This window comes from Streptomyces pratensis (assembly GCF_037137275.1).
Classification (GTDB): Bacteria; Actinomycetota; Actinomycetes; order Streptomycetales; family Streptomycetaceae; genus Streptomyces; species Streptomyces pratensis_B.
The window spans coordinates 95,147-113,779 of record NZ_JBBBEN010000100.1; the positions used below are offsets into that span (position 1 = coordinate 95,147).

General features: G+C 73.7%; 18 protein-coding genes and 1 pseudogene. 6 read left to right on the plus strand and 13 right to left on the minus strand.

Annotation, left to right across the window (positions count from 1 at the left end; genetic code table 11):
- Positions 1-21: 21 nt before the first annotated feature.
- The 5 genes from V9U70_RS25855 to V9U70_RS25875 all read right to left on the minus strand — a co-directional run bounded on the left by V9U70_RS25855 (position 22) and on the right by V9U70_RS25875 (position 3,853).
- Complete coding sequence (locus V9U70_RS25855) at positions 22-1,128, minus strand: hypothetical protein (RefSeq protein ID WP_419724032.1); 1,107 nt, start codon at positions 1,126-1,128, stop codon at positions 22-24.
- 331 nt (positions 1,129-1,459) lie between these two features.
- Positions 1,460-1,981, minus strand: coding sequence for an SgcJ/EcaC family oxidoreductase (locus tag V9U70_RS25860; protein ID WP_336679049.1), 522 nt, complete (start codon positions 1,979-1,981; stop codon positions 1,460-1,462).
- A 109-nt stretch (positions 1,982-2,090) separates the two neighbouring features.
- On the minus strand, positions 2,091-2,750 hold the full coding sequence (locus V9U70_RS25865; RefSeq protein ID WP_336679050.1) for a DUF5063 domain-containing protein: 660 nt from the start codon (positions 2,748-2,750) through the stop codon (positions 2,091-2,093).
- Between the two features lie 65 nt (positions 2,751-2,815).
- Entirely contained in the window at positions 2,816-3,415 is a 600-nt protein-coding gene (gene recR / locus V9U70_RS25870) for a recombination mediator RecR (RefSeq protein WP_336679051.1), read from the minus strand.
- 96 nt (positions 3,416-3,511) lie between these two features.
- Complete coding sequence (locus V9U70_RS25875) at positions 3,512-3,853, minus strand: YbaB/EbfC family nucleoid-associated protein (RefSeq protein ID WP_336679223.1); 342 nt, start codon at positions 3,851-3,853, stop codon at positions 3,512-3,514.
- 577 nt (positions 3,854-4,430) lie between these two features.
- On the opposite strand from V9U70_RS25875, the gene V9U70_RS25880 reads away from it, so the two are divergent.
- Positions 4,431-5,246: an SLATT domain-containing protein gene (locus V9U70_RS25880; protein WP_336679052.1), complete on the plus strand. Its 816-nt coding sequence runs from the start codon at positions 4,431-4,433 to the stop codon at positions 5,244-5,246.
- 45 nt (positions 5,247-5,291) lie between these two features.
- On the opposite strand, the gene V9U70_RS25885 is transcribed toward V9U70_RS25880, so the two are convergent.
- The 3 genes from V9U70_RS25885 to V9U70_RS25895 form a co-directional block, all read right to left on the minus strand.
- Positions 5,292-5,942: a hypothetical protein gene (locus V9U70_RS25885; protein ID WP_336679054.1), complete on the minus strand. Its 651-nt coding sequence runs from the start codon at positions 5,940-5,942 to the stop codon at positions 5,292-5,294.
- 197 nt (positions 5,943-6,139) lie between these two features.
- Positions 6,140-6,895 carry a GntR family transcriptional regulator gene (locus tag V9U70_RS25890; RefSeq protein WP_336679055.1) on the minus strand — a complete coding sequence of 252 codons (756 nt, stop codon included), beginning with the start codon at positions 6,893-6,895 and terminating at the stop codon, positions 6,140-6,142.
- 399 nt (positions 6,896-7,294) lie between these two features.
- Positions 7,295-8,668 (minus strand): aspartate aminotransferase family protein, encoded by a 1,374-nt coding sequence (locus V9U70_RS25895; RefSeq protein ID WP_336679056.1) that lies wholly within the window; start codon positions 8,666-8,668, stop codon positions 7,295-7,297.
- Between the two features lie 318 nt (positions 8,669-8,986).
- Between V9U70_RS25895 and V9U70_RS25900 the strand changes: the two genes are divergently transcribed.
- Positions 8,987-11,080 (plus strand): serine/threonine-protein kinase, encoded by a 2,094-nt coding sequence (locus V9U70_RS25900; protein WP_336679058.1) that lies wholly within the window; start codon positions 8,987-8,989, stop codon positions 11,078-11,080.
- Between the two features lie 11 nt (positions 11,081-11,091).
- On the opposite strand, the gene V9U70_RS25905 is transcribed toward V9U70_RS25900, so the two are convergent.
- Complete coding sequence (locus V9U70_RS25905) at positions 11,092-12,474, minus strand: MFS transporter (protein WP_336679060.1); 1,383 nt, start codon at positions 12,472-12,474, stop codon at positions 11,092-11,094.
- Between the two features lie 270 nt (positions 12,475-12,744).
- On the opposite strand from V9U70_RS25905, the gene V9U70_RS25910 reads away from it, so the two are divergent.
- The 4 genes from V9U70_RS25910 to V9U70_RS25925 all read left to right on the plus strand — a co-directional run bounded on the left by V9U70_RS25910 (position 12,745) and on the right by V9U70_RS25925 (position 14,638).
- A complete protein-coding gene (locus V9U70_RS25910) occupies positions 12,745-13,299 on the plus strand; it encodes a TetR/AcrR family transcriptional regulator (protein ID WP_336679062.1) in 555 nt (184 codons plus the stop codon).
- 94 nt (positions 13,300-13,393) lie between these two features.
- Positions 13,394-14,014, plus strand: a complete 621-nt coding sequence (locus V9U70_RS25915) for a GNAT family N-acetyltransferase (RefSeq protein WP_336679063.1) — start codon at positions 13,394-13,396, stop codon at positions 14,012-14,014.
- A gap of 36 nt (positions 14,015-14,050) precedes the next feature.
- Positions 14,051-14,227, plus strand: coding sequence for a DUF397 domain-containing protein (locus tag V9U70_RS25920; RefSeq protein ID WP_336679225.1), 177 nt, complete (start codon positions 14,051-14,053; stop codon positions 14,225-14,227).
- A 9-nt stretch (positions 14,228-14,236) separates the two neighbouring features.
- Positions 14,237-14,638, plus strand: coding sequence for a thiol-disulfide oxidoreductase DCC family protein (locus tag V9U70_RS25925; protein WP_336679064.1), 402 nt, complete (start codon positions 14,237-14,239; stop codon positions 14,636-14,638).
- A gap of 32 nt (positions 14,639-14,670) precedes the next feature.
- Here V9U70_RS25925 and V9U70_RS25930 read toward each other — a convergent pair.
- The 4 genes and pseudogenes from V9U70_RS25930 to V9U70_RS25945 all read right to left on the minus strand — a co-directional run.
- A pseudogene (locus V9U70_RS25930) lies at positions 14,671-14,988 on the minus strand (transposase); the annotation flags it as partial.
- 305 nt (positions 14,989-15,293) lie between these two features.
- A complete protein-coding gene (locus V9U70_RS25935; RefSeq protein WP_336679066.1) occupies positions 15,294-15,848 on the minus strand; it encodes a TetR/AcrR family transcriptional regulator in 555 nt (184 codons plus the stop codon).
- A 133-nt stretch (positions 15,849-15,981) separates the two neighbouring features.
- A complete protein-coding gene (locus V9U70_RS25940; protein ID WP_336679068.1) occupies positions 15,982-16,449 on the minus strand; it encodes a nuclear transport factor 2 family protein in 468 nt (155 codons plus the stop codon).
- 344 nt (positions 16,450-16,793) lie between these two features.
- The gene (locus V9U70_RS25945; RefSeq protein ID WP_336679226.1) at positions 16,794-18,398 is read right to left on the minus strand and encodes a helix-turn-helix domain-containing protein; all 1,605 of its coding nucleotides are present in this window, start codon (positions 18,396-18,398) and stop codon (positions 16,794-16,796) included.
- Between the last annotated feature and the right edge of the window lie 235 nt (positions 18,399-18,633).

The window sequence follows — 18,633 nt, forward strand, 5'->3', positions numbered from 1 at the left end:
CGGCCGGGACGCCCGGCACGCTCAGCGCCGGGGCCTCGGGGCCGGGAGGACCGGGCGGGCGGCGGCGGAGCGGAGTTCGGCCATGCGGGCGGCGATGTCCACCTCGGCCCGCGGCCGGGCGAGGAAGGTGTCCGGCACGTCGCCGGTCAGGCCCATCGCCTCGTCGCGGGCGATGTCGGCACGGCAGGCGCGGCAGACCCCGTGGTCCAGCGTGGTCGTGGTCTCGTCCTCGTCGCAGAACAGGCACATCATCACGGCCCCCGCGATCTGCTCACGCGGGTGGTCCCTCTCCGGGAGGGGGGCGGAGTGCGGCGGCATCTTGGTCTCCAGTCGTCTACGGAGGAAGGGCCCGGCGGAGTGCACGGGCGTCGGCAGGCCCGACGTCAGGGCCTGGGTGATCTGCTCGCGGCCGACGCCGCGCGCCAGCCACTCCTCGACCAGGTGTTCCAGCTCCACGCACTCGCCGTCGGACAGCTGGAGCCGGGGCTCACGGGCGCCGAGCCCGGCCAGGACGCGGTACGCCTCCGAGCGCGGAGCCCGGACGCCCGGTTCCGGTTCCGGTTCCGGTTCCGGTTCCGGTTCCGCGACCGCGTTCCCCGCCGGGGCCGCGGCCACTGCCCCGGCTGCTCTCCCGATCGCTTCCGGCCCCGTTCCCGGGGCGGCGGGGACCTGGCCCGGACCGGCGGCGGCCGTGCCCGGGGCGGGTGCGGGCGGCTGGCCCGGCGCGTCCATGCCGCGCACGAACCGCACATGGGCGGCCCACCAGGCGGCGTCGCGGGCGGTCCGGGAGAAGTACGTGCGCGTCACCCAGCGCATCTGACCGTCCGCCACGGTGATGTGCACCCTGATGCGGCGCAGGTGCCCGGCCCGGGTCAGCCGGTCCAGGGCGCTGCGGCACGCCTGCTGCCCGTAGTCCGGCAGCTCCTCGGCGAGCACCTTGTAGCCGATCGCCGCTCCCTCGGGGAGCCGGTCGACGTACGCGGCGATGGCCGCCTCGCGGGGTGCCAGGCCGGCGAAGTCGGTGGCGCGGGGCGGGGCCTGGTCGGGGACGTGGCGCTTTCCGTACCCGGCTTTCGCCATGGGATGGGCGGGCGGGCGCAGGGCGGCACTAAAGTGGACGACAGCCATGGGGATCGTCTTTCTAAAGGTGTGCGATCTCTTACGGTCAGACCCCGGTCGGTGTTGTGAGCACCACCGGGGTTGTCCGTTTTACGGATAGATAGTGGGTTGCTGATCGCGAACCTAGAGCCTGCATACGCTCCGGCGCAAGCCGATCGCTTAACGTCACCTTCGGTCGGATTCGGGCAGGTCGGAGCCAGGTAGGGAGGGAGGGTGGGTTGAACCCGACCACCCATTCCTTCAAGAAGAAGCTCGGGGCACGAGGCTCGCCGCTCGGGGCTTGAGCCCCGGAGAGACCTGCGGGAACACACAGCGGCGGCCCGGGGGCGGCGCCGCGGTGTCAGCCCGCCGTCAACGTCTCCGCGTCGATGACCAAGGTGTTCTGTCCGGCCGCGAGACGCCAGACGCCGTCGTCCTTGGCGAGGACGTACGTCGGTGTGCCGGGCAGCGCCTCCAGGTGGGCGGCGACCAGCTCGGAGGGGTCCTCCTGACCGCGGAAGACCTCGTCCAGGAACCGGCCCCCGTCACGGGTGACCGGGCGCTGGCGGATCTTGACCGCGGCCACGTCGGAGCGGATGAAGAGGACCAGGTCGACGGTGTAGGCGGCGGTCACCGGGGAGTCCGCCTGCGGGGGCAGCGCCCTGCGGGTGAAGGCACTGATCTCCGGCAGCCCGGTCAGCCCCCTGCCGTGCGCCGTCGTCCAGATGGCGTCCTCGCGGAAACCGCTGAGGAACGCGTCGGGCAGCGCCCTCTGCTGGGCGTCCTGCACTCCGGCCACGAACGCGACGATGGCGTCGACGTCCGACTGCGGCGCGGGGACGCCGATGACGGTGGGAGGGGAGGCGGGGGTCGAGGCGCTCATGCGGGATCTCTTGGGGGAACGCGGCCGCTGCGTCGGCCGTTCCCCAGGAGCCTCGCCCCTCAAGCGAGGTCGAGGTCAAGGGTGCGGCCCCTGACCCGTCGGACCCTCCCTAGTTCACCGGGCGCAGACCCAGGGGTCCCGCGATCTCCTGGAGCATCACGCGGCCCGCCTCCTCCGCCAGGTCGGCCTCGCCCGGGTCCTGGTCGGTGTCCAGGCCGTCCAGCTCCGCCAGGGGCTGCCCGAGGCGGATGTGGGCCACCAGGGACTGGAGGGCGCGCAGCGCGGCGGAGGCGGTGGAGCCCCAGTTGGAGAAGTACGAGAACTGCCACCACCACAGCGCCTCTGCGGTCCGGCCGGCCTCGTAGTGCGCCAGGCCGTGACCGAGGTCGGTGACGAGGTCGGCGAGGTCGTCGGAGATCCGGTGCGGGACCGGGGCCTTGCGGGGCTCGTACGGGTCGAAGACCTCGGAGTAGACGTCGATCGGCTCCAGGAGCACCGCGAACCGCTCGCGCAGGCCGTCCGCGTCCGGCTCGGGGCCGAGGTCCGGCTCATAGCGCTCGTCGGGCACGACGTCCTCGTACGCCCCGAGCCTGCCGCCCGCGAGCAGCAGCTGCGAGACCTGGAGGAGCAGCACCGGGACGGCCTCCTCCGGTTCCTCGACCTTGGACACCTCGGTGACCGCGACGATGAACGTCTTGATCTGGTCCGCGATCTGGACGGCGAAGTCGCCCGGGTCCTGCGTGACGGAGTTCAGCGTGGCGTCAGACATCGGGGGGACCTCCCGTAGGCGCGGTCTCGAACGGTGAGTGGGGCCGAAGAAGCACTGCGCGGGCGTCAGACATCCAGCAGCCGCCTCCCTTCGAAGGCGCGGCCCAGGGTGACCTCGTCGGCGTACTCCAGGTCGCCGCCCACCGGCAGGCCGCTGGCCAGCCGGGTCACCCTCAGCCCCATCGGCTTGACCATCCGCGCCAGATACGTCGCGGTGGCCTCGCCCTCCAGGTTGGGGTCGGTCGCCAGGATCAGCTCCGTGATCGAGCCGTCCGCGAGGCGCGCCAGCAGCTCACGGATGCGCAGGTCGTCCGGGCCGACGCCCTCGATGGGGCTGATCGCCCCGCCCAGGACGTGGTAGCGGCCACGGAACTCGCGCGTCCGCTCGATCGCGACGACGTCCTTGGGCTCCTCGACGACACAGATGACGCTCGGGTCACGGCGCTGGTCCCGGCAGATCCCGCACTGCTCCTGCTGCGCGACATTGCCGCACACCGCGCAGAACCGGACCTTGTCCTTGACCTCCAGGAGGGAGTGGGCGAGCCGACGGACGTCCGTCGGCTCGGCCTGCAGGATGTGGAAGGCGATCCGCTGCGCGCTCTTGGGACCGACGCCGGGCAGCCTGCCCAGTTCGTCGATGAGGTCCTGAACAACGCCTTCGTACAACGGAACGCCTCTCTTCGCTTCCTGCTCCGTACCGTAGTGGGTACGGGTCGGTACCAGTAGGCCCCCGGAGTCAGCCCCCGGCGGCCGGCCGCCGGGTCAGAACGGCAGACCCGGCATGCCACCGCCGCCCAGGCCCTGGGCCAGAGGGCCGAGCTTCTCCTGCTGGAGCGCCTGCGCGTTCTCGTTGGCCGCCTGCACCGCCGCGACGACGAGGTCGGCGAGCGTCTCGGTGTCCTCCGGGTCCACCGCCTTCGGATCGATCACCAGGGCGCGCAGGTCTCCGGAACCGGTCACGGTCGCCTTCACGAGGCCACCGCCCGCCTGTCCCTCGACCTCGGTCCTGGCGAGTTCCTCCTGGGCCACGGCAAGGTCCTGCTGCATCTTCTGGGCCTGCTGGAGCAACTGCTGCATATTGGGCTGGCCACCACCGGGAATCACGGTCACTCCTGGCATTTCGACGACAGATGTTTCGGTACGCCGAGCCTACGTGCTCCTTCGTCACCGCGCTTCACCCACCGGGGACCAACTCTTTCGGGTGAGATTCGGGAACCGAGGTGTGGACTCCTATACCTGACCAGCGGCCCCGCACAGACGGGAATCCCGCGATTCCGACCCCGCGGCCCACCATTCGGCGGTAGGAAGGGCGTGGGCACCGGTACGCGTGAGCACCTGACCGGTGACGCAGAGTTACCCATGGGGGCCGTCGGCCGTACGGGCCGCCCCGCCCTCCCCGAGCCAGCCCGGGAAGTCCGCCCGCCCCTCCGTCCACCTCCGTCCGTCCCTGTCAGCCCCGACTCCGGTTCCGGTTCCCGTCTGCCGCGTTCACCCTGTTCGCACCACCTGTCCATCCCGCTCATCCCTTTCGTTCACCTCGTACCGTCGCGTCCGTCCCGGTTCTCCCGTTCTCCCACGTCCAGCCCGTCACCCCGTCCCGCCCCTTCGCCCCATACCTTCGCCCCGTCCCGTCCAGCCCGTTCGTCCCGTCCGTCAGAGTGCAGAGCAGAGGAGTGCCCCGGTGAGTCAGCCGGAGATGCAGCCCGAGGGGCCGCCCCGCAAGAAGTCCGACGCGGGTTCCGGTGAAAACGGAGCAGAGAGTTCCGCCCCCGGCCCCGGGGCCGGGCCCAGAGGCGGCGGAGGCAGCTCCGGGGGCCGCGATCTGACCGGGCGGCACTTTCCCCTCGGCGACTGGGGCGAGCCGGCCGAGCGGCTCGACGAGCTGTACCGCTGGGTGGAGGCCGGCGCCCTGAACACCGCGGACTGGTATCTCCACGACCGCGTCCGCAAGCGCAGAGGGGCCAGGGCCCTGCGGATGGGCACCGCTGCCGGGGTCGTCGTCGGGACCGCCCTGCCGCTGCTCGACCTGACCGGGGCGCTGAGCGGGTCGGCCGGCTGGGGCTATCTGTCACTGCTGCTGGGCGCCGCCTGCATGGCCTGCGACCGGTACTTCGGTCTCACCTCCGGCTGGATAAGGAATCTGGCGACGGCCCAGGCGGTGCAGCGGCGGCTTCAGGTGCTCCAGTTCGACTGGGCCTCTGAGTGCGTACGGGAGATGCTCGGGCCGACCGAGGGGACGGCCAGCGAGGCCGCGGAGCGGTGCCTGGGGGTGCTGCGGCGGTTCTCCGAGGACGTCACCGAGCTGGTGCGGTCGGAGACGGCGGACTGGATGGTGGAGTTCCGGGCCGGGCCCGCTCCGATGGGCACGCAGGCCCTGGTGTCCGGGAGCGCCGGGGGGCGCGGCGATTCGGCCGCCGCGCCGGGGCGCTACTCGATGCCGTCGGTGGCGGCCCGCCCGAACATGCCGCGGCAGCGTCCGCCGGAGCCGCCGCGGTGAAGGGCGGGGCCGGGGGCCGCTCACCGGCCCCCGGCCCCGCTCCGTTCAGCTGAAAATGATCATTGAGCCCTGGGCCAGGCTGCGGGTCGCCGCCGCGTGCAGGCCGAGCCAGACATGGCGTTCCCGGGCGAACGGGCCGCCGTCGTAGGGGACCGGGATCGCCGGTTCCTCCAGGTCGGTGGGGCGGGGGGGCGGCTGCGGGGCGGCCGGCGGATTGGCCGGGTCGATGCCGATGGACGGGGCGACGAAGGTCAGCTCCCGCAGCAGCCCGTGCGCGGAACCCAGCGGTCCGCCGCCCGCCAGCAGCGTGTCGTCGGAGAGCGGCACCGGGAAGTCCACGGGGACGTACGCTCCGGCGTGGTCGTAGTGCCAGACCAGGTGCGACTGCTGCGCACCCTGTTCGAACATCTCCAGCAACTGTTCGTACTCACCGTCGAGGCCCTCGACGGGGGTGACGGCGAGGCCGCTCATCCGGAGCAGGTAGGCGCGGCGCAGGAAGTGCAGGGCCTCGTAGTCGAAGCCGGCCACGGGGGCGACGTCTCCGGTGAGGCCCGGCATGTACGCGTAGACGGGGACGGGCGGCAGCCCCGCGTCGTACAGCGCCTTGTCGTAGACGGCGATCTCTTCGGCGAACGGATTGTCGGCGCTGTGGCACAGCACGTCGACGAGGGGGACCAGCCACAGGTCACAGGCCACGAAGTCTCGCTCTCCAACGGTTCGGGCGATCGTCGGGCCAGCGTAATGCGGGCGGGACCCCGCGCACAGTGCCCGTGCGTGCGGGGAGCGCGGGACGGGTGCCGTCGCCCCTCCCCGACCGGACGCCGGGCCGCCGTCAGGCGGTCGCGGCGGGGCGGGAGACGGGGTCGCAGACAGGTTCGGGGCCGGGGCCGCCGTCAGGCGGTGGCGGCGGGGCCGGGGCCGGGCTCGGGGTCCTCGGTCCGGGCCGTCCGGAGCCCCCGGGTCTCGCCCGCCGCACCGGTCTCCCTCGCCTCCAGTCGGTCGGCCCAGGCGAGCGCGTGGGCGTAGGAGGAGCACAGGAGAGCGTGGACCCGCTCGTGGTCGCCGCAGGCGATGGCCTCCACCAGCTCCTCGTGCCCGAACCACAGCACGCTCTCGTCGGGGTCCTCACCGCGCAGCCGGTGCACGGCGAAGACCCATGCCTGCACACGGAGCTTGGTGAGGAAGTCGGCTATGTAGGGGTTGCGAACGAATCCGCCGAGCTCCCGCCAGAACCGCAGGTCGTACCCGATCAGGACGTCGAGTTCGCCGCCCTTCGCCGCGCGGACCGCCTCGGCGGCCCGCCGCCGGATCGAGGCGAGGCCCTCGGGCCGGACCGCCACCCGGTCGGCGGGGTTGCGGAACAGGCCCTCGACGATGAGGGCGCGGGCCTCGGCCATCGCCCGGAAGTCGCCGACGGTGAACTCCCTGACCTGGAAGCCGCGGTGCTGGTCGGAGGCGAGGAGCCCCTGGGCGGAGAGGTCGAAGAGGGCCTCACGGACGGGCGTCGCGGAGACCCCGTACTGCTCGGCTATCTGCTTGACGGTGAACTCCCGGCCCGGCGGGAGCCGCCCAGCGAGCACCTCGTCGCGCAACGCGTCGGCGATCTGCTGGCGCAGGGTACTGCGGGTCACACCTCCGCCCCGGCTCATGTCGGCCCCTCCCGTTCGTCCCCGCCGGCCGGCTGCCTCCGGCAGGGTCACTTTCAGTTCGGGTCACCTTAAGCCAGGGCCCCCGCCGTGCCCGTTTCCGGGCACAGCGGGGGCATATCCGGGGCTCGACGCACACGGAGCAAGACCGTCCGGTTACCCGGAGTGCGCACCCCTTCCGATCCGGCACGCTCGCCGCACGGCCCGTGGGTCCGGGGCCCGGCGCGGCCGAGGCCCCCGCGTGACCGAGGGCCCCCGCGCACGTGGACTCCCCGCGCGGTCCTGGACAGGCCTCCCGGCCGTGGTCCCCGCGAGCCCTGGACTCGCCTGGGCCGTGGAGACGCCTCACGGTCGTGGAGGCGCCCCCGCGGCCGTGGACGCACCCCGTACGGAGTGCTCGTCCTACACCGTGTGCTCGTCGGCGACGGAGAGAGCGGCGTCCAGGGCCGCGAGCCCCTCCGCGGCCTCGGCCTCGGTGACGTTGCAGGCAGGGACGGCATGGGTGCGGTTCATGTTCACGAACGGCCACAGCCCCTTCTTCTTCGCCGCCGCGCCGAAGGCCGCCATCGGGGCGTTGGCCTCGCCCGAGGCGTTGTAGGGGACGAGCGGCTCACGGGTCTCCCGGTCGCGGACCAGCTCCAGCGCCCAGAACGCGCCGAGGCCACGGACCTCGCCGACCGAGGGGTGGCGTTCGGCGAGGTCCCGCAGGCCGGGGCCGAGGACCTGCTCACCGATGCGGGCCGCGTTCTCGACGACCTTCTCGTCCTCCATCACGCCGATGGTGGCGACGGCGGCGGCGCAGGCCAGCGGGTGGCCGGAGTAGGTGAGGCCGCCGGGGTAGGGGCGGGTCTCGAAGGTCGCGGCGATCTCGGCGCTGATCGCGACGCCGCCGAGCGGAACGTACCCGGAGTTGACGCCCTTGGCGAAGGTCAACAGGTCCGGCACCACGTCGAAGTGGTCGGCGGCGAACCAGGCGCCGGTGCGGCCGAACCCGGCCATCACCTCGTCGAGCACGAAGACGATCCCGTACCGGTCGCAGATCTCGCGCACTCCGGCCAGGTAGCCGGGCGGCGGGGGCATGATGCCCGCCGTGCCCGGGACGGTCTCCAGGATGATCGCGGCGATGGTGGCCGGCCCCTCGAAGGCGAGGGTGTCCTCCAGGTGCTGGAGCGCGCGGGCGCACTCCTCCTCCTCCGTCGCGGCGTGGAAGGGGGAGCGGTAGAGGAACGGGGCCCAGAAGCGGACGACGCCCGCCGAGCCGCTGTCGGAGGCCCAGCGGCGGGGGTCGCCGGTGAGGTTGATCGCGGTGGAGGTGCCCCCGTGGTACGAGCGGTAGGCGGAGAGCACCTTCGCGCGGCCGGTGTGCAGCCGGGCCATGCGGACGGCGTTCTCGACGGCCTCTGCCCCGCCGTTGGTGAAGAAGATCTTGTCCAGGTCGCCCGGGGTGCGCTCGGCGATGAGGCGTGCGGCTTCGGAACGCGCCTCGACGGCGAACGCGGGCGCGAAGGTGGCGAGCCTGCCCGCCTGCTCCTGGATCGCGGCGATCACGGTCGGGTGCTGGTAGCCGATGTTCGTGAAGACGAGCCCGCTGGTGAAGTCCAGATAACGGTTGCCGTCGTAGTCCCAGAAGTAGGCCCCCTCGGCGCCGGCGACGGCGAGCGGGTCGATGAGGCCCTGGGCGGACCAGGAGTGGAACACGTGGGCGCGGTCCGCGGCCTTCACGGCCGCACCGGCCGCGGGGTCGGCGTACGGGGCACGAGGGGCATGAGGGGTCATGCCGCGAGCGTAGGCGCTGGTCGGGGCCGCCTCCATGGCCACCTTGTACGGCGTGGGGCGTACGGATCGGCAGGGTGTCGGGTCCGGGAGGAGGGCGCCGGGCTCCGGGAGGAGGGCGCCGGGCTCCGGGAGGAGGGCGCCGGGCTCGGGGAGGAGGGCGCCGGGCCCGGGGAGGGCCGAGGGGCGACGCCGCGGGCGGAGGGAACCGGAGCGTGGACCACGGAGTCGTAGACGGGAGGCCCGCAGCCGGTGGCCCGCCCCGGGGCGGCGCTATCCTCGTGCGGGCTGCGGGGGACACCGACCGGGGGAGGAAGCGCCATGGACGAGCTCGGGTCCGGGGACCCGCACCGCATCGGTGCGTACCGGCTCCTCGGCCGCCTCGGTGAAGGCGGCATGGGACAGGTCTTCCTCGCCCGTTCCGACCGTGGCCGCACCGTCGCCCTGAAGCTCGTCCGCCCCGAGCTCGCGGAGCAGCCGCAGTTCCGCGCCCGCTTCCGCCAGGAGGTCCGCGCCGCCCACCGCGTCGGCGGCGCGTGGACCGCCCCCGTGCTGGACTCCGACACCGAGGCCCCGGTGCCCTGGGTCGCCACCGGTTACGTCGCGGGCCCCTCCCTTCAGCGCGTCGTGTCCGGCCGCCCCGGGGCCCCCGTCACGGCCTCCGGGGCGTACGGGCCGCTGCCGACGCGGTCCGTCCGGTTCCTCGGCTCCGGCCTCGCGCACGCCCTCCAGCACATCCACGGGGCGGGGCTCGTCCACAGGGACCTGAAGCCCTCCAACGTCCTGATGACCATCGACGGCCCCAGGGTCATCGACTTCGGCATCGCCCGCGCCCTGGAGTCCGTGCCCGACGGCGACCTGACCCGCACCGGCGCGCTGATCGGCTCGCCTGGGTTCATGGCGCCGGAGCAGGTGCGCGGCGAGCGGGTGACCGTCGCGTGCGACGTGTTCTGTCTCGGCTCGGTCCTCGCCTACGCCGCGTCCGGCCGTCTGCCCTTCGGCTCGGCGGAGAGCGGCGGGGCGCATGCCCTGATGTTCCGGATCGCCCAGGAGGACCCGGACCTGACCGGCGTGCCCGGGGAGCTGGCCGGCCTCGTCGGGGACTGCCTGGCGAAGGAGCCGGCGGCCCGCCCCGGCACGGACGAGATCCTGGAGCGGCTGGGAGGGGCAAAGGCCGGTACGCAGGCGGAGAGCGGCGAGCCCTGGCTGCCCGCGTCCCTCCTCGCCCAACTGGGCCGTCACGCCGTGGGGCTGCTCGACGCCGAGGACCCCGACGCCTCGATGGCGCCGCCGGGCGCAAAGGAGGCCCGGGGCCCCGCGCATCCGGCGGACCGCGAAAGCCCGACGGGGCCCGCAGGACCGGCGCAGACGGCGGTCACCGCGGCCGCCCCGAGACCGGCGGACGCCGTGAGACCGGGCACGCCGGCCGCCGACGGCCACGCCCCGCCCGGCCGGCCCCTCGACGCCCCGGCCCCCGCGCTCCCCGGCCCGGCCTCCGCCCCGGCCGCCTCACCGCCCACTGCCCCGGTCCCAGGCCCGCCGACCGACTCGGGCCCGCACTCCGCGCCCACAGCGGCCGCGGCCCCGCCCCCCGGAGCCCCCGTCGCTCCGGCGAGCGCCCGGCCCGTCGTCGCGCCGCAGCCCCACCCGTACGCCCAGCCCCACTCGTACGCGGAGCCCCACCCCCCGTACGGCCCCGTCTCTCCGTCCGGGCACCCGCAGCACTACAGCGGTACCGCCGAACAGACCTTCTCCCCGGCGTACTTCGCGCCCGTGTCGCCGCTCGCGCGGGAACGCCGCCCCCTCGGTCCGACCCTCGCGCTCATCGCCGTCGCCGTGGCCGTCGCGCTCGGCGCGGGCGGGTCCGTGTACGCGTTCATGAGCGGCGGGGCCGAGGGCAGGAACGCCGCGCCGGTCCCGTCCGCCTCTGCCGACGCACCGGTCAGCAACAGCGGCCAGAAGGACGGCGAGGAGCGCGAAGGGGCCGAAGGAGACGGAGGAGAGGGAGACGGCGAACGCACGGGCGGCGCCGACGAAACGGCGGACGACAGCGAGGGGGCGATCCCCGGCGGCTACGTGGGCACGTGGACCGGCTCCCTACCCGGCGACCGGGGCTCGTCCTCCCGCACGCTGACGATCCGGCAGGGCGAGGTCGGCGATCCGGTCCTCTCCCTCATCGCCGAGGGCCCTCTCGGCGCGGGCTCCACGTACCACTGCGAGTTCACCGCACGTCTGGCCGCCCGGCCCTCCGCGGGCGGGCCGATACGCATCGGCCCCTCCACGGTCTCCGTGGGCCGGCCGGCCTCTTCCTGCGCCCCCGGGCAGTCCACCGAGCTGACCCTGCTCCCGGACGGCTCCCTGCGCCGGTCCACGACCGGGTCGGGCAAGAGCCTGACCTACACCAAGTCCGGCTGACGAGAGGCCGATCAGCCTCTGGCCGGCCGCTCCCCGCCGCTCCGCTCGGAACGGACGACTCGCACGGCCGTCCCCTCGACCGTCCCGTCTGCCGTCTCCTCCGGCGTCTCCTCACCCGTCTCCTCGGCCATCTCCCCGCCCGTCTCCTCGGCAGCCGCCCGGGTCGCCGACGACGCGGCAGGCCGCGGCTCGGGCGGCCGGAGCGCCCGGGTGATCAGAGCCGCGCCGCCCAGCAGCACGAGGACCACCACCATCGCCTTGCGCAGCCCCACCTGGTCGGCCAGGAAGCCCAGCGCCGGAGGTCCGACGAGGAACGCCACGTACCCGGCGGTGGCCACGGCGCTCACCCGCGCGGCGGCGTCCTTCGCCCCCTCCCCCGCCGCCGAGATGGTGACCGGGAACCCCAAGGAGGCCCCGAGCCCCCACAGCACGACCGCCGCGCCCGCGAGCAACGCGCTGGAGGAGAAGACCACCAACGCCACGCCCACCGCCGCCACGACCGCGCTGGCCCGGACCACGGCCGCCGGGCCGAAGCGCACCAGCAGCGGCCCGCCCGCGAACCGGCCCGTCGTCATCGCGACGGCGAACAGCATGAACGTCAGCGAGCCGGCCGTCGCACTCGTCCCGTGGCCGTCCACCATCAGCAGCGGCAGCCAGTCGTTGGCGGAGCCCTCCGCGAAGGCCATCGCGAGCACGATCAGGCCGATCAGCACCAGCCTCCGGTCCCGCCAGACCGCCACCTGGGCGCGCAGCCCCCCGGCTCCGGCCTCGCCGCCCGCGTCCACCCCACCGTCCGCCGCCTGCCGGCCGGTGCCCGCCGGGACGGCGCGTACGGTCCACACCGCGGCCGCCGCGACCGCCGCGGCCACCGCCGCGAGGTGCCAGCCGACCGGGAACCGCAGTGCCGTCAGCCCCATCCCGAGCAGTGCGCCGACCACGGTCCCCAGGCTGAAGCAGCCGTGCAGCACCGGCAGGACGGGGCGGCCGACGGTCCGTTCGACGGCCGCGCCCTCGATGTTGAACGCCACCTCCGCCAGCCCCATCCCGGCCCCGAACAGCGCGAGACCGCCGAACACCCCGCCGGACACCTCCAGCGCCGCACCCCCGGCGACCACCAGGAGCCCGGCGACGAGCAGCCCCGCCCCCACGGCGATCACCGGCCGCCCGCCGTGCCGACGCACGAGACCGCCGGAGACCAGCACCCCCGCCATCGACCCGACGGAGAGCCCGAACAGCACCAGGCCCATGGAGCCGGTGGACACGTCCAGCGCGTCCCGCACCGCGGGGGTGCGGGCGACCCAGGACGCCATGCTGACGCCCGTGGCGAGCATGAAGAGGAAGAGGGCCGCACGCCAGCGTCGGGTGCGGGCATCCAGGACCGGCGGGACTTCCATGAGAGCAACGCCTCGGCAGACACAGTGGGAACCAGTGGAGCGTACGATCGTACGCTCCTCGTCCGCCCGCGTATACGCCCTCACCTCCGCGCGCCCGGCGCGCCCCGTCGCCCGCCGTCACCCGTCGCGCCCCCTCGCCCTCCACGCCGCCCCGGTGGCCCGGAGGCCGGGCGGCCCGTGCGGCTTCGAGGCCGTACCGTCGCGGCTGATCCCGCCCCGCACCGGCGCTCTATGCTGCGAGGAGGAACAGGCCGAACCAGGAGGCGCCGGGTGGCGACAGGGCACACCGACCCCGAGCGGCGGGACCGCATCATCGACGCGGCGCTGGACCTCATCGTCGACGAGGGCGTGGCAGGCCTGTCCCACCGCAAGGTCGCCGCCCGCGCGGGCGTTCCGCTCGGCTCGATGACGTATCACTTCTCCGGCATGGACGAACTGCTGCACGAGGCGTTCGCCCGCTTCTCCGGCACGATCGTCGCCGTCTTCGAGGACCGCCTCGGTGCGGCCGCCAACCCAGAGGAGGCCCGCGAGGCGGTGACCGACCTCGTCCACCACCTCTCCGGCGGCAACCAGCGCGAGCTGGTCCTCACCCACGAGCTGTACACCCTCGCCGCCCGCCGCCCGGCCTACCGGGAGCTCACCCGCGCCTGGATGAGCCGCAGCCGCCGCGCCCTGGAATGGCACTTCGACGCCGCGACCGCCCGCCAGCTCGACGCGCTCATCGAGGGCCTGTCCATCCACCGTGCGCTGGAGACCGAGCCCCACGAGCGCGCCCTGACGGCCGAGGCCATCGCCCGGATCACGGCGGCGGCGGACCGCTCGTAGCCTCCGGAACACCGGAACACCGGAACACCGGAACACCGGCGCCACCGGGGAACACTCTTGCGAGAGCGCTCCCGCACCCCCAAGGATCGGGTCCATGACTTCGACCGCCGCACCCCTGCGCCCCTACCGTCCCGAGGACCGCGACGCCCTCTTCGACATCTGTGTACGGACCGGGCACGAAGGCGGCGACTCCCGCCACCTCTACGCGGACCCCGAGCTGCTGCCGAACATCTTCGCCGCCCCCTATGCCGTCCTCGAACCGGGCCTGGCCTTCGTCGTGGAGAACGGCGGGCGGGCGGTCGGCTACATCGTCGGCACGGCCGACACCGCGTCCTTCGTCTCCCGCTACCGCAGCGAGTGGCTCCCCGGCCTGGCGGACCGCTACCCGGCCCCCGTACAGCCCCCGTCGACCCCGGCCGAGGTGATGACCGACCTGATGCACCGCCCGGAGCGGATGGTGCTGCCGGAGCTGGAGCCCTACCCTGCCCACCTCCACATCGACCTCCTGCCCACCCACCAGCGGCACGGGTACGGCCGCCGGCTCATGGAGACCTTCCTGGCCGCCCTGCACGGGCGGGGCGTCCCGGCGGTCCACCTGGGCATGTCCACCGGCAACACCGCGGCCCGCGCCTTCTACGACCGGGTCGGCTTCCACGAGATCGCGGTCCCGGACGCCGGGCCCGTGACCTACCTCGGGCGGACCGTCGACCTCTGACCGCCCCTCAACGGAACAGCCAGCGGCGGCGAGTGCATCGAGGTCGCCTTCGACTGGCACAAGTCCTCCTACAGCAGCTCCAGCGGCGGCGAGTGCGTCGAGGTCGCCGCCTGCCCACACGCCGTCCACGTCCGGGACTCCAAGGCGCCCGAGGGCCCCGCCTTCGCCGTCGCGCCGGGCGCCTGGACGACGTTCCTCACCTGGGCGGAGTGAGCGCGCCGCATGCCGCACCGCCCTGTGCTCGTCTATGACGGCGACTGCGCGTTCTGCACGACCTCGGTGACCTTCCTGACGCGGTTGCTGCGGCCGAACTGCACAGCCACGCCGTGGCAGTTCGCGGACCTGGACGCGCTCGGCGTGACGTCGGAGCGCGCCCAGTACGAGGTGCTGTGGGTCTCGCCGCTCGGCACGGTGTACGGGGGCGCGCAGGCCGTCGCCAAGCTGCTGCTCAACGCCGGAGGGGTCTGGGCGTGGCTGGGCGGCCTGCTCACCCTGCCTCCCGCACGGTGGGCCGCCCACGGCGTCTACCGGCTCGTCGCGACCCATCGCCACCGGCTGCCGGGCGGCTCCCCGGCCTGCGCGCTGCCCCCGGACCGCAGGCCCGGCGCACACTCCGTGCCCTAGCGCGATCTTTGACGTGCGCCGTCGAACGGTGCCTGCCGTTGCACACCGGCCGATGCCCGGCCCTTCTTCAGGAAGCCGTTCTCGTCGACGACGAGAACGGCGCCGTCGGCGCCGAGGTGTTCGGCGGTGTACGCGCGCAGGTCGTCGCGGACCGCATCGGCGTCCCAGCGGGCGTAGCGCAGCAGGCACCGCATCCGGCCCGGGTCGGCTGTGGCCGGCCTGTTCGGCCGGCTGCCAGCAGTTCTTGCGCTCGACGTTCGACAGTAGCCAGAGCAGGTGGCACGGCCCGCGGCCCGCGGCTCAACTCTCCCGAAGCGGCCCGTGACCCGGGCCATGACCTGGTAGAACATCGTCCGCCAGCGAGCAGGGTCTCCGCTATGGCCCGCGGCCACCGCACGATCTTCAGGAGTCCACACAACCCCCGATGGTCACTCGGCGGCCGCATCCGTGCCCAGCCGGGTCCGCGACAAGATCGCGAAACCGGACTGGAGTACTCATCCGGGACGCACTTGTGGCACAACTTCTGGGGCGGTCCTGACCTGGGCAGTGTCGATCGATGTCGACACCGTCGGACGGCGTCGGACGGCGTCCCAGTTCCAAGGAAGTGGGACGGCCTGGCCGGCCGCCTACATAGCCGCCTGTTTTTCGGCGGAAGCTACGGCGACTCCCGGTGGGCGAAGCTACCGCCGTCCGCACGAGACCGTTGTCCGCTGAGGGTCCGCGCCCAGGGCTCGTCGACGTCGGCCAGGCCGAGGGTCAGCGTGACATTTTCGAGCATACCGGCGCCGAACCAGTGCCGGACCGCAGCGTCGTCGTGGTTCAGGAGCTCACTGACGAGTTCGACCTGCCTGGCATAGCACGTGCGCAACGCCTCAGCCACGAGCGGCTCATCGGCTGCGCAACTGGCCTGCATGAGGAACCGCATGACGTCCCGGTCCTCGATCAGGGTGCTGTAGGCGGACCGGATCGCACGCATCACCGCCTCCGGCTGCCGGTGCGGCCCGGCCTCATCAGCACCGGCTTCGGCACCGGTCAGAGCATCCGAGATCAGCTCGGACACGTGGAGGATGGCACCGGCGAACAACGCCTCCTTGCTGGCGAACAGGCGGTAGACGTAGGGCTGAGAGATTTCGGCCCGTTCGGCGATCTCACCAGTGGTCGTGCCGTAGTAACCCTTGCGCGCAAAGCAGGCCACGGCAGCGTCCAGCACGACTCGACGGCGTTGATCGCTCTTCACTCTGGAGCCAGGGGCGGGCATGCCTCCCAGTCTCTCACTGCGGAGTGGGACAGGGCGCGACGGGGCAAGACGGGTGGGTGCCCCGTCTCACCCCGTCGAACCGGGATCAACGCTCCGAGGGCCACGACACGTCTTGGCCGCTGGCCGCCTCGTCGGGGGTCATGGCCTCGATGACCACGAGAGGATTCCAGTAGTCGACGAACTGCTCGACCAGGCCCGCCTCGTCGAGGCGGATCACCGTGATGACTGTCTGCTCGTACGGCTTGCCGGTGCTGAGGGCGATTCCCTCCGAGCGGTATTCGGCGACCGCGGTCCGGGGGTCGGCCGTCTCGATGAACTTCACGTCGACGAACTTCACGTCGAAGGTCTGCGGGAAGCCGCGCATGTGGGCGATCAGCGCCTCGCGTCCCCGCACCAGGGTAGGCACACCGGCGGGGGCGAAGGGGAACTCGACCGTGCCGTCCGCGGCGTACAGCTCGATCCACTCGTCGATCTGGCCGGACGACACCAGCCGAAGGTGCTCTGCCAGTGCGTGCTGTGCGGGGGTGAGCTCGCGGGTCGGGTTGACGCTCATGAGTACTCCTTTGTTAGTGGTTGAACAATAACAAACGTACGGGGAGACCTCCCAGGAGCAAGGCCGAGGGCCGTCACGGCCCAGCCAGGACAGACGTCGGTAGTCCGACTCCGGTTTGGGAGGTGCAGCGCAGGAGCGGCCCCGTTTGGATGACGGCTGTGTCCCGGGAAGTCACCCACGTCCGCGCACGCGCACGACCTCGGGCGTACTGCTCTCGCGGCCCATCTCATGGGCGTCGATCACGACTCGGACCCAGCCGGCGCCCCTCCCGGCGCGCCGGGACCGGGGCGGCGGCGTGGTGGGGTCTGTCGCCGAAGCGCGCGGCCGCAGCGATCGCCCCGTGCTCACGGAGTGAGGTCCCGGGACCTCAGCGCCAGCCACAGGTCGTAACGGGCGCTCGGGGGCCGGAGCAGGGAGCGCTGGAGCACGGTCTCCAGCCGGGCGAGGCGTTTGCGGATGCCGGGGACCGAGAGGCCCAGCGCGGCGGCGGTCGGCCCAAGCCGCCCCTCGCACTCCAGCCAGGTGCGCAGGGTCTCCGTGGCCACCTCCGCCCGGTCGGCCGGGCTCGCGTCCGGGCAGGTGACCGGGGCCAGTTGCTGCTCCGCCCATTCCCGTACGGCCGGGCGGCGCAGGAGCGCGTCGAGGCCCCGCACCGCCTCTCCCCCGCCGGGGGCGGCATCGACGGCGACGGGCGCGGGGGCGTCCGTGCACGCCGGGGTGCACGCCGGGGCGGGGGTCGCGCGGATGCGCAGGGCCAGGTCCAGCGCGGCCTGGTCGGCGAGCCGGTGCAGATCGAGGCCGAGCAGTTCGCCGATCAGCTTCAGGCGGGCGGCGAGGGTGTTGCGGTGGACCTTGAGGTGGTCGGTCGCGTGCGACGAGAACGCCAGCCACGACACCGCGGTGGCCGCCAGCTCCTGGCTCCCCGGGTCCTGGGCGCGGCGCGGCACATGGGTCAGGAGCGGGGCCAGCAGGGCGTCGGCCCATCGCCGCCCGGCGGGCCCGACCACGAGCGCGGCTTCCGGCGAGACCCCGAACCGGGCATGCCGGTCGGGCAGTTCGCGAGCGACGGCCAGGGCGTGGAAGGCCTGGCGGTAGCCGGTCGCGGTGTCGGAGAGCGGCACCGGTTCGCTGACGCCCACCACGCAGTCGCCCACCGCCGCCGCGACGGCCTCGTCGGTCCCCACGGCGTCCCCGGCGCCCCCGGGGTCCACGGCGACGCCCTCGTCCGCGCCCCCGGCCACCGGCCCCCGGCTCCCTTTCTGCCCCCTCGCCCCGTCCTGGTTCCTCCCCCGCGCCCCGGGCACCGCCGGCGCGGGCATCACCAGGATGAGGTGGCGGGCGTAGACGGGGCACCGCACGATCCAGGACCGGCCGCCGTCCGCCTCGGCGCAGACCCGGGCCACCTCGTCCCGGTCATCGGCGGAGCACTCCACCACGCAGACCCGGACCGGATCGGGCAGACGGGGCCGCAGCGCGCCGGCGACCTGGTGGGCGATGGAGAGCTGGCCCGTCATCAGCAGGTGCAGCACCGCCTCCCGGCCCCGTGCCTCCGCGAGGTCCACCCGGCGCCGCCTGCGCTCCAGCGTCTCGGCCTGCCAGCACAGGGCCAGCGGCAGCACCACGTCGGCCAGCAGGGTGGCGAGCCCGGTGGCCACCGGCCGGGGGGCGACGACGGTGAGCACGGGCGCGCCGTCGCCGGTGGGCAGCGGGAAGAGCAGGGCGGTGTGCGCGCCGGTGTCGAGGGAGTAGGCCTGGGCCCCGCGCTCCGTCAGGGCCGTCGCCCCCTCCGCGAGCAGGCCGGCCACGTCGGGGACCGCCTCCCACGCCGTGCGGGACGCCGCGTGCAGCACGGTCCCGTCGGGCCGGACGAGCCCGGCCCAGCCCTCGGCCCGGCCGGACAGCCAGCGCAGCAGTTCCGCCGTACCGCCGTTCCGCGCCACGCGGTGCATCCGCAGCAGGTCGTCCGCCCGATCGCGTGCTCGCACCCGTATCCCGCTCCCGTCCCCGCGCACCACCCGGCGCGGCCGGGCCGCGCGGGGCGACTGTGCGGACTGATACCGCTCTGACCGCTCCACTGGGCGTATTGAATCTCCCCGACCCCCCACCCGTCGATCTAAGGTCCCAACTGTTCCGGCACGTCGGGGACGACGGGGGCGCCGAGGTCTTCCGGGGGACGACGGGGGG

What these genes read in the sequence shown, in the direction of transcription:
- V9U70_RS25855 (WP_419724032.1), bottom strand. Translation starts at nt 1,128, where the DNA reads ATGGCTGTCGTCCACTTTAGTGCCGCCCTGCGCCCGCCCGCCCATCCC.
- V9U70_RS25860 (WP_336679049.1), bottom strand. Translation starts at nt 1,981, where the DNA reads ATGAGCGCCTCGACCCCCGCCTCCCCTCCCACCGTCATCGGCGTCCCC.
- V9U70_RS25865 (WP_336679050.1), bottom strand. Translation starts at nt 2,750, where the DNA reads ATGTCTGACGCCACGCTGAACTCCGTCACGCAGGACCCGGGCGACTTC.
- V9U70_RS25890 (WP_336679055.1), bottom strand. Translation starts at nt 6,895, where the DNA reads ATGAGCCGGGGCGGAGGTGTGACCCGCAGTACCCTGCGCCAGCAGATC.
- V9U70_RS25895 (WP_336679056.1), bottom strand. Translation starts at nt 8,668, where the DNA reads ATGACCCCTCATGCCCCTCGTGCCCCGTACGCCGACCCCGCGGCCGGT.
- V9U70_RS25900 (WP_336679058.1), top strand. Translation starts at nt 8,987, where the DNA reads ATGGACGAGCTCGGGTCCGGGGACCCGCACCGCATCGGTGCGTACCGG.
- V9U70_RS25905 (WP_336679060.1), bottom strand. Translation starts at nt 12,474, where the DNA reads ATGGAAGTCCCGCCGGTCCTGGATGCCCGCACCCGACGCTGGCGTGCG.
- V9U70_RS25915 (WP_336679063.1), top strand. Translation starts at nt 13,394, where the DNA reads ATGACTTCGACCGCCGCACCCCTGCGCCCCTACCGTCCCGAGGACCGC.
- V9U70_RS25925 (WP_336679064.1), top strand. Translation starts at nt 14,237, where the DNA reads ATGCCGCACCGCCCTGTGCTCGTCTATGACGGCGACTGCGCGTTCTGC.
- V9U70_RS25940 (WP_336679068.1), bottom strand. Translation starts at nt 16,449, where the DNA reads ATGAGCGTCAACCCGACCCGCGAGCTCACCCCCGCACAGCACGCACTG.
- V9U70_RS25945 (WP_336679226.1), bottom strand. Translation starts at nt 18,398, where the DNA reads ATGCACCGCGTGGCGCGGAACGGCGGTACGGCGGAACTGCTGCGCTGG.